Origin of the sequence: Pseudomonas sp. C9-3 (assembly GCF_032392015.1) — a bacterium.
In the GTDB taxonomy this organism is placed as follows: domain Bacteria; phylum Pseudomonadota; class Gammaproteobacteria; order Pseudomonadales; family Pseudomonadaceae; genus Pseudomonas; species Pseudomonas nitroreducens.
In genome coordinates this window covers 998322-1006790 of record NZ_CP135919.1, presented here as the reverse complement: position 1 = coordinate 1006790, position 8469 = coordinate 998322, and the positions used below count along the sequence as shown (strand labels likewise).

Annotated in this window: 6 protein-coding genes and 1 pseudogene; 4 read left to right on the top strand and 3 right to left on the bottom strand. The window is 66.4% G+C overall.

Going from position 1 to position 8469, the window contains the following annotated elements:
* Positions 1-47: 47 nt before the first annotated feature.
* The 3 genes from RS899_RS04510 to RS899_RS04500 all read left to right on the top strand — a co-directional run bounded on the left by RS899_RS04510 (position 48) and on the right by RS899_RS04500 (position 5036).
* A complete protein-coding gene (locus RS899_RS04510) occupies positions 48-1337 on the top strand; it encodes a TolC family outer membrane protein (protein WP_371914044.1) in 1290 nt (429 codons plus the stop codon).
* A 178-nt stretch (positions 1338-1515) separates the two neighbouring features.
* A complete protein-coding gene (locus tag RS899_RS04505; RefSeq protein WP_054908205.1) occupies positions 1516-3678 on the top strand; it encodes a type I secretion system permease/ATPase in 2163 nt (720 codons plus the stop codon).
* 5 nt (positions 3679-3683) lie between these two features.
* Complete coding sequence (locus RS899_RS04500; RefSeq protein ID WP_024765253.1) at positions 3684-5036, top strand: HlyD family type I secretion periplasmic adaptor subunit; 1353 nt, start codon at positions 3684-3686, stop codon at positions 5034-5036.
* Between the two features lie 203 nt (positions 5037-5239).
* Here RS899_RS04500 and soxR read toward each other — a convergent pair.
* A pseudogene (gene soxR, locus RS899_RS04495) lies at positions 5240-5703 on the bottom strand (redox-sensitive transcriptional activator SoxR).
* 74 nt (positions 5704-5777) lie between these two features.
* Between soxR and RS899_RS04490 the strand changes: the two are divergent.
* Positions 5778-6140 carry an antibiotic biosynthesis monooxygenase gene (locus RS899_RS04490; protein ID WP_233298090.1) on the top strand — a complete coding sequence of 121 codons (363 nt, stop codon included), beginning with the start codon at positions 5778-5780 and terminating at the stop codon, positions 6138-6140.
* A 92-nt stretch (positions 6141-6232) separates the two neighbouring features.
* Here the strand turns inward: RS899_RS04490 and RS899_RS04485 are convergent, their stop codons facing one another.
* Positions 6233-6676: an acetyltransferase gene (locus RS899_RS04485; protein ID WP_170859926.1), complete on the bottom strand. Its 444-nt coding sequence runs from the start codon at positions 6674-6676 to the stop codon at positions 6233-6235.
* A 178-nt stretch (positions 6677-6854) separates the two neighbouring features.
* Entirely contained in the window at positions 6855-8465 is a 1611-nt protein-coding gene (locus RS899_RS04480) for an ABC-F family ATP-binding cassette domain-containing protein (RefSeq protein ID WP_315809187.1), read from the bottom strand.
* Between the last annotated feature and the right edge of the window lie 4 nt (positions 8466-8469).

Below are 8469 nucleotides of genomic sequence, written 5' to 3'. Positions count from 1 at the left end.
TATGGAGCGGTGTATTTTTGGCGGTGTCAGGGGCCCATGGGCAGGCAATGACCCTGACTGAAGCTATACAAAGCACGCTGCAGTACCACCCGGAGATCAGTCAGAGCGTGAACAGTCGCCTGACCGCGGATGAAGAACTCAAGTTTGCCAGGGGAGGTTATCTGCCAACCGTCGATCTCGTGGCCGGATACGGCCGGGAGAACACCGACAGCCCGACCACTCGCGCGGCGGGCAATCACAACGATGAAACCCTGACCCGTGGTGATGCGGAAATCCGTTTGCGGCAAATGCTGTTCGACGGTTTCGGCACGCCCAACGAGGTCAAGCGCAACGAATCCAACGTCAACTCCAAGGCCTTCCGCATCCTCGGCACCTCCGAGACTGCTGCCCTGCGCACCGTCGAGGTCTACCTCGAAGTGCTCAAGCGCCGCGAGATGGTGACCCTGGCGAAGAACAACCTGCAGGCCCACGAACGCATCGGCGACCAGATTCGCCTGCGCAGCGAGCGGGGCGTCGGCAGTACCGCGGACAACGACCAGGCCATCGCCCGTCTGGCCCTGGCGCAGAACAACCTCTACACCGAGGAAGTGAACCTGGCCGACGCCGAGGCGAATTTCTACAGCGCCACCGGCAAGATGCCCGACCAGCTGGAAATGCCCACCACGATCAAGGCCGAAGTGCCGCCGGACCTGCTGAGCGCCCGCCAGGGCATGCTCAGCGACAACCCGCTGCTGAAATCGGCGCAGGCTGACGTCAATGCCGCCGAATCCCAGTACGAGGCGGCCAAGGCGCCCTTCTACCCGCGCTTCGACGCGGAGCTGGCCAAGGCGGCCAACAACAACGTCGACGGCGACGAAGGCCACTACAACAGCTGGGAAGCCCAGGTAGTGATGCGCTACAACCTGTTCAACGGGATGCGCGACAAGGCTCACCTGAATGCCACCTCGCACCAGATCGGCGAGGCCCAGGACATCCGCAACAACGCGCTGCGGCTGCTCAACGAGAACCTCTCGCTGGCCTGGGACGCGATGGAAAACTCGCGCAAGCAGACCCAACCGGCCCGTGAATACGCCGACTACACCCGCAAGGTGCGCGAGGCGTACCAGCAACAGTTCACCCTCGGCCAGCGCACCCTGCTCGACCTGCTGGACAGCGAGAACGAACTGTTCACCGCCAACCGCCGCTACACCGAAGTGCGCTACACCGAGGAATACTCGATGTACCGCGTGCTGGGCAGCATGGGTTCGCTGCTGCGCTCCCAGCATGTGGTAGCGCCTCACGAGTCGGTGGCGCTGTCGGACGTGAAGAACGAGGCACGCCTGCCTGACCTGAAATAAGAAAGTCGCACACATTCGCCGCCTCCCCCCACGCTGCCCAGCCTTGGGGAGGCGGCCGTGAAGCGATACGACGGGGCACGGAAAACCCGGCGTCCGGCGAGGGCCAGCGAGCACCTGCAAGTGCTCGCCGGCTGCTGCTGGCGTGGGCTGGCCCGGCCCGGGAGGAAGTAGCGTGACCATGATCATCCAGGAGCGCGGCGCACCCGCGCCGGGCGATCCGCGCCTGAGCCATGACGATCCCCTGCTCGACGGCCTGCTGATTCTCTGCCGCCTGCACGGTTGCGCGGTGAGTCGCAACAGCCTCGCCGCCGGACTGCCGCTGCCCAACCAGCGCCTGTCCGCCAGCCTGCTGCCGCGCGCCGCCGCACGTGCCGGGCTGCAGGGGCGACTGCTGCGCCGCGAGCTGAAGAGCATTTCCAGCCTGAACCTGCCGGTGCTGCTGCTGCTCAACGACGGCCGCAGCGCGGTGTTACGCCAATGGCGCGACGACGGCCAGGCACTGATCCTGCCCTGCGAAACCGAAGGCGGCGAGCAGGCCGTGAGCGCCGAGGAACTGGCCGCCCAGTACAGTGGCCAGGCCCTCTTCGCCCGCCCGCGCCACGAACTGGAGGCCGCCCGCAAACCGCTCGTGCCGCGGGTCGAAGCCTGGTTCCGCGACACCCTGCGACTCTCGCGCTGGCTTTATACCGATGCCCTGGTCGCCAGCCTGCTGATCAACCTGCTAGGCATGCTGGTGCCGCTGTTCGTCATGCAGACCTACGACCGCGTGGTGCCCAACCAGGCCATCTCGACCCTCTGGGTACTGGCGGCCGGCCTGCTGCTGGGAACGATGTTCGAACTGCTGCTGCGCGTGCTGCGCTCCAACCTGCTGGACATGGCCGGCAAGAAGACCGACGTGGTGCTGTCCGCCACCCTGTTCGAACGCATCACCGGCATGTCGCTCAAGGCCAAGCCCGAGACCATCGGCGGCTTCGCCCAGAGCATCCATGACTTCCAGGGCCTGCGCGAATTCCTCACCGCGCTGACCCTCACGAGCCTGATCGACCTGCCCTTCTCGATCCTGATGATCCTGGTCATCGGCCTGCTCGGCGGCTGGCTGATCGCGATCCCGCTGCTGGCCTTCCCGCTCACCATCGTCTTCGCCCTGATCATCCAGAGCCGCCTGCGCGACACGGTGCAGAAGAGCCTGACCCTGGGCGCCGAACGCCAGGCGCTGCTGATCGAAACCCTCGGCGGCCTGGAAACCCTCAAGGCCTGCGGCGCCGAGAGCGAGCGCCAGTACCGCTGGGAAGCCACCCATGGGGCGCTGGCACGGCTGGACAACCACGCGCGCTTCCTTTCCGCCCTGGCCACCAACGGCACCCTGTTCCTCCAGCAGTTCGCCGGCATGGCGATGATCTGCGCCGGGGTCTACAGCATCCTCGACGGCAACCTCAGCGTCGGCGCGCTGGTCGCCAGCTACATGCTCAACAGCCGCGTGCTCGCCCCGCTGGGGCAGATCGCCGGGCTGATCACCCGTTACCAGCAGGCGCGCCTGACCATGAAGAGCACCGACGCGCTGATGGAACTGCCGCAGGAGCGCCAGGCCCGCCAGCGTCCGCTGGAGCGCACCCAGTTGCACGGCGCACTGGAGGTCCGCCAACTGAGCTTCAGTTATCCGGAGCAGACCAGCCCGGCGCTGAACCACGTCAGCCTGCGCCTGGCCCCCGGCGAGAAGATCGGCATCATTGGCAAGAGCGGCTCGGGCAAGAGCACCTTCGGCCGCCTGCTGATGGGCTTCTATCACCCGGACGAAGGGCAGATCCTGCTGGACGGCCTGGACCTGCGCCAGCTCGACGTCGCCGACCTGCGCCAGCAGATCGGCTACGTCGCCCATGACCTGCCGCTGCTGGCCGGCAGCCTGCGCGACAACCTGACCTTGGGCGCGCGCTACGTCAGCGACGCGCGGATGCTCGAAGTGGCCGAACTGACCGGCGTCAGCGAACTGGCCCGGCAACACCCGGCCGGCTTCGACCGGCCGGTGGGCGAACGCGGCCAGCTGCTCTCCGGCGGCCAGCGCCAGGCGGTGCTGATGGCCCGCGCGCTGCTGCTCGACCCGCCGATCCTGCTGCTCGACGAGCCCACCAGCGCCATGGACAACAGCAGCGAGGAAATCCTCCGCAAGCGCCTGCACGAGGCCTGCCGCGACAAGACCCTGCTGCTGGTCACCCACCGCACCTCGATGCTCAGCCTGGTCGACCGCCTGCTGGTGCTCGACAACGGCCGCATCGTCGCCGACGGCCCGAAAGACGCGGTCATCGAAGCATTGCGCAAGGGCCACGTCGGCCCGGCAGCGGGGTAATGGCCATGCACTTTTCGCAATCGATCCGCGGCTACCTGGGCGGCAACGGCGCCCGCGACACCGAATTCATGCCCGAAGTGCAGGGCACCCTGCTGGAAGACTCGCCCAACGCCACGCGCATCACCCTCTGGGCAGCACTTGGGTTGCTGGTGGCGGCCATCACCTGGGCGTACTTCGCCGACATCGAGGAAGTCACCAAGGGCGAAGGCAAGGCTATCCCCTCCTCCAAGGTGCAGACCATCCAGAACCTGGAGGGCGGCATCGTCTCGGAAATCTTCGTCCGCGAGGGCCAGGTGGTGAACAAGGGCCAGCCGCTGCTGCGCCTGGACGACACGCGTTTCTCCTCCAACAAGGGCGAGTCCGAGGCCGACCGCAACTCGCTGGAAGCCCGCGTGGAGCGCCTGAAAGCGGAAGCGGACGGGCGTGCGCCGGACTTCACCGACGACCTGAAGAAAGCCGCGCCGCAGGTCGTGGAGGACCAGATGGCGCTCTACCAGACCCGCATGCAGCGGCAGAACAGCGAGCTGAACATTCTTCAGGAACAACTGCGGCAGAAGACCCAGGAGCTGCAGGAGTTCCGCGCCAAGACCCAGCAATACCGCTCCAGCCTCGGCCTGGTGCAGCAGGAGATCAACATGTCCGAGCCGCTGGTGAAGGCCGGTGCGGTCTCCCCCGTCGAGCTGCTGCGCCTGCGCCGCAGCGCGGTGGAGATCAGCGGCGACCTCAACGCCACCAACCTCGCCATCCCCCGCGCCGAGGCGGCGGTGAACGAGATCCAGCGCAAGGTCGAGGAATCGAAGCTGGGCTTTCGCAGCGATGCTTTGAAGGAACTCAACGACGTTCGCACCGACCTCAACAAGCTCACCGCCACCAGCCGCGCCATCGACGACAAGGTCAACCGCACGCTGGTGGTCGCGCCCCTGCGCGGCATCGTCAAGCAGCTCAAGGTCAACACCATTGGCGGCGTGGTGCAGCCGGGCAACGATATGGTGGAAATCGTCCCGCTGGAGGACAACCTGCTGGTGGAAGCGCGGGTGCGCCCGCAGGACATCGCCTTCCTCCACCCCGGCCAGCCGGCCACGGTGAAGTTCACCGCCTACGACTACACCATCTATGGCGGGCTCAAGGCCAAGCTGGAAATGATCAGCGCCGACACCATCACCGACGACAAGGGCAACAGCTTCTACCTGATCCAGGTGCGCACCGACAAGAACCACCTGGGCACCGACGCCAAGCCCCTGCTGATCATCCCCGGCATGGTGGCGACGGTGGACATCATCACCGGCGAGAAAAGCGTGCTGGATTACATCCTGAAGCCGGTGTTGAAGGCGCGGTGGGAGGCACTGCGGGAGCGGTGAGTTTTTTGGTCGGGCTTCGCAGCAGGGGTTTGCCCTCTCCCCAGCCCTCTCCCTGAAGGGAGAGGGAGCTATACGAGCGAGCTTTTACACTGGCGCTTCATTCATACAACCGCGTCCGGCCAGCTCAAAAGCTCCCCTCACTCGGGACAGTCCCCTCTCCCTTCAGGGAGAGGGTTAGGGAGGGGCTCTTCAGCTCTTCAGCCTCACTCCACCCCCTCCCGCCAATGCGCCCCCGGCCCCTCCTCCGCCAACTTGTCCCCGGATTGCGCGGCGGGCAGGCCTCCATCGACAAACAGCCACAACCGATGCAGCCGTCGAGTTGATCGCGCAGCAGCAATAGCTTCTCGATCCGCTCGTTCAGATCCTCCCGCCAGCGCGCCGACAATCGCGCCCAGTCCGCTGCCGACGGGTTGTGTCCGGTGGGCAGCGAGCCCAGTGCGTCGGCGATCTCCCCCAGGGGAATCCCTACCCGCTGCGCCACCTTGATCACCGCCACCCGGCGCAACGTGTCGCGCGAGTAGCGGCGCTGGTTGCCCGCGTTGCGGGTACTGCTGATCAGCCCCTTGGTCTCGTAGAAGTGCAGCGCCGAGACGGCCACGCCGGCGCGCTTGGCCAGTTCGCCGACACTCAGGTCGCGGTGCAGGGAGCAGGAAGAAGATTCTTTCATGGGCTATTGACCTCAAGTTATGTTGAGGTTTTACCCTCGCCTGGCATTCGGTTCAAGACAGGGAGCCCAGGAACATGACTCAACCCAGCCCGATCACCGCCCAGGCCTGCGTAGACAATCCGCACTTCGTGCTGCAGATCGAGATCGACGTGACACCCCAGCAACGCCCGCACATCGCCGCGCGCCTGTGCGATTACCTGGCGCACCTTCAAGAGCTGTTCTACCGGCGCCCCGGCTACCTCGCCAGCGAGCTGCATGCCGAAGGCCAACCGCAGCGGCTGGTCGGCCGCCTGCACTGGCGCCGCAAGGAAGACTGGGAAGCCGCCTGGGACTGCCGCAGCACGGCCAGCGACCTGTTCGCCGACAGCCTGCTCAGGCTCGGCGCGCGAAGCATCCGCTTCGGCAGCAGCGAGACCGAGCACAACAGCTTTTCGTAGGAGCGAGCTTGCTCGCGAACAAACCCCGCTGCGGAGTCCGTTCGCGAGCAAGAACCAGGCGTCCTCCTCGCTCCTGCAGGTCCTGCCTGCGCTTACTGACTGGCCGGCAGGCTCATATGCAGCAAGGGGAACGGCCGACCTTCGCCATCCAGCGGTGAGCGCCCGGTCTGGGCGAAGCCGTAGTGCAGATAGAACCCCACCGCTTGAGGATTCTGTTCATTGACGTCGACACCCAGCGTACCGCGCGTTTCGCGCACGAAATCCAGCAGCGCGCGGCCAAGGCCCCGCCCCCGGCAATCCGGGTCGATGAAAAGCATTTCCACATGGTTGTCGTTGAGGCCGATGAAGCCCTGAGGGCAGTCATCGGCATCGACCGCCACCCAGACCTCGACGGCGGGCAGGTAGACATCGCGAACCAGCGGCAGGAGCGCGTCGATGTCGGAGGGTTGCAGGAAGTCGTGGGTCGCGCGCACGGCGCCCAGCCAGATATCGAGCAGCCGCGGGTTGTCCGCAGCGATGCGTTGGCGAATGAGCATGAATTCATCCTGATTCAACAGATCACAAAGGGATAGCACGCCACGAGCGGTGACGGCCGTTGGAGCGTCGGCAGCATGAATGCCCGCTTCGCGAATCAACGCCTGGGCGGGGCACGGCAGAGGCAGCCGGAAAGAGAGGGACGCCGATCCTAACTGCCTCTCGCCGACCGGTAAAGGTTCAGCCTGCGCGCCAATGCCAGCCGTCTCGCGCGCACTCCAGGCGGCCCTCCAGAGCCAGCCGGGCAAGAAACGCTTCATCGTGGGATACCACCAGCAAGGCGCCCTGGTATTGCCGCAACAGCTCTTCCAGGGCCTCGCGGGATGGCAGGTCGAGGTGGTTTTCCGGCTCGTCCAGAAGCAGCAGCTGCGCCGGCGGCTCGGCGTAGATCTCGCAGGCCAGCGCCGCCTTCAGACGCTCGCCGCCGCTGAGCAGCGCACTGGGCAGATCGACCCGCGCGGCCGGCAGGTCGAGCTGCGCCAGGCGTGTGCGCAGCACGGACTTGTCCACAGCCCGGTTGCGCTCCAGCAACAGCTCCAGCACCGACCGCTCCGGCGACAACGCCGCCAGATGCTGGTCCAGGTAGGCGCTGCGCACCTTCACTTCGCAAAGCCCGGCGACAGGTTCGACGATGCCGGCCAGCACCTTGAGCAAGGTCGACTTGCCGCTGCCATTGCACCCGGTCACCGCCAGGCGGCGCGGCCCGTTCAGTTGCAAGTCCAGCGGAGCGGGATTGCCGAAGGGCAGGCGCAGCCCGGCCAGTTGCAATACCGCGCGTTGCTCGGGCAACTCACACGCCGGCGCATTCAATGCGACGGCGGCGTCATCACGCAGTTGGTCGAACGCTTCTCGCACGTCCTGCGTCAGTTGTTCGCGGCGTTCGCCATGCTGCGTGGCCAGGCGCGCAATGCTGGTCTGGCTGCGCTCCTTCTGCCGATCCACCAGGATCTTCGCCTGGTTGGCCTCCTGCGCATCCCTGCGTCCCTTCGCCTGCCGGTGCGCCTGGCGCTCGCGCTGCTCCTGCATCGCGCGCTGCTGGCGGTCCCGCTCCTGCTTGCGCCGCTGCAGTTCGCGCAGCGCATTGTCCTGCTCCTGCTGGCGCGCCTCCCGGTAAAAGGCATAGCCACCGGAGTAACTGCGCAGCCCGGCGGAAGACAGTTCGACGATGCGCTGCATGTCATCCAGCAGCAGGCGATCGTGGCTGATCAGGATCAGGCCGCCGCGCCAGCGCTGAAGCTGCTCGCGCAGCGCCTCGCGGCCGGCGCGATCCAGGTGATTGCTCGGTTCGTCGAGGAGCAGCCAGTCCGCCTCGCTCAGCCAGGCGCCGAGCAGCGCCACGCGCATGCACTCGCCGCCGCTCAGGCGTGCAGCGGGCGTATCGACGGTCAAATGTCCCATTCCTGCCGCCGACAGCATCGCCTCCAACTGCGCGCGGATGTCCCAGCGCCCGTCCAGCAACTCGAAGTCGGCGGAGTCGACGGCGCCGGCCTCGACCCGCGCCAGCGCATCCAGCAACGGCTGCACGCCGGCAAGCTCCGCCACGCTGCGAAACGCCTGCGGCTCGATGTGTTGGGGCAGGTAATGCACGAGCCCGGAGGCCAGGCAGCGCCCGGCGCTGGGCGCCAGGACTCCCGCCATGATCCGCGCCAGCACGGACTTGCCCGCACCATTGCGCCCGACCAGCGCGGTACGGCGCTGGTCGAAGGTTTCGTTGAGGTCGCGAAACAGCGGTTCGCCCGTGGGCAATTGAAACGTGACGCCATGCAGCGCCAGGGAGACAGGGTTCGTCATACGC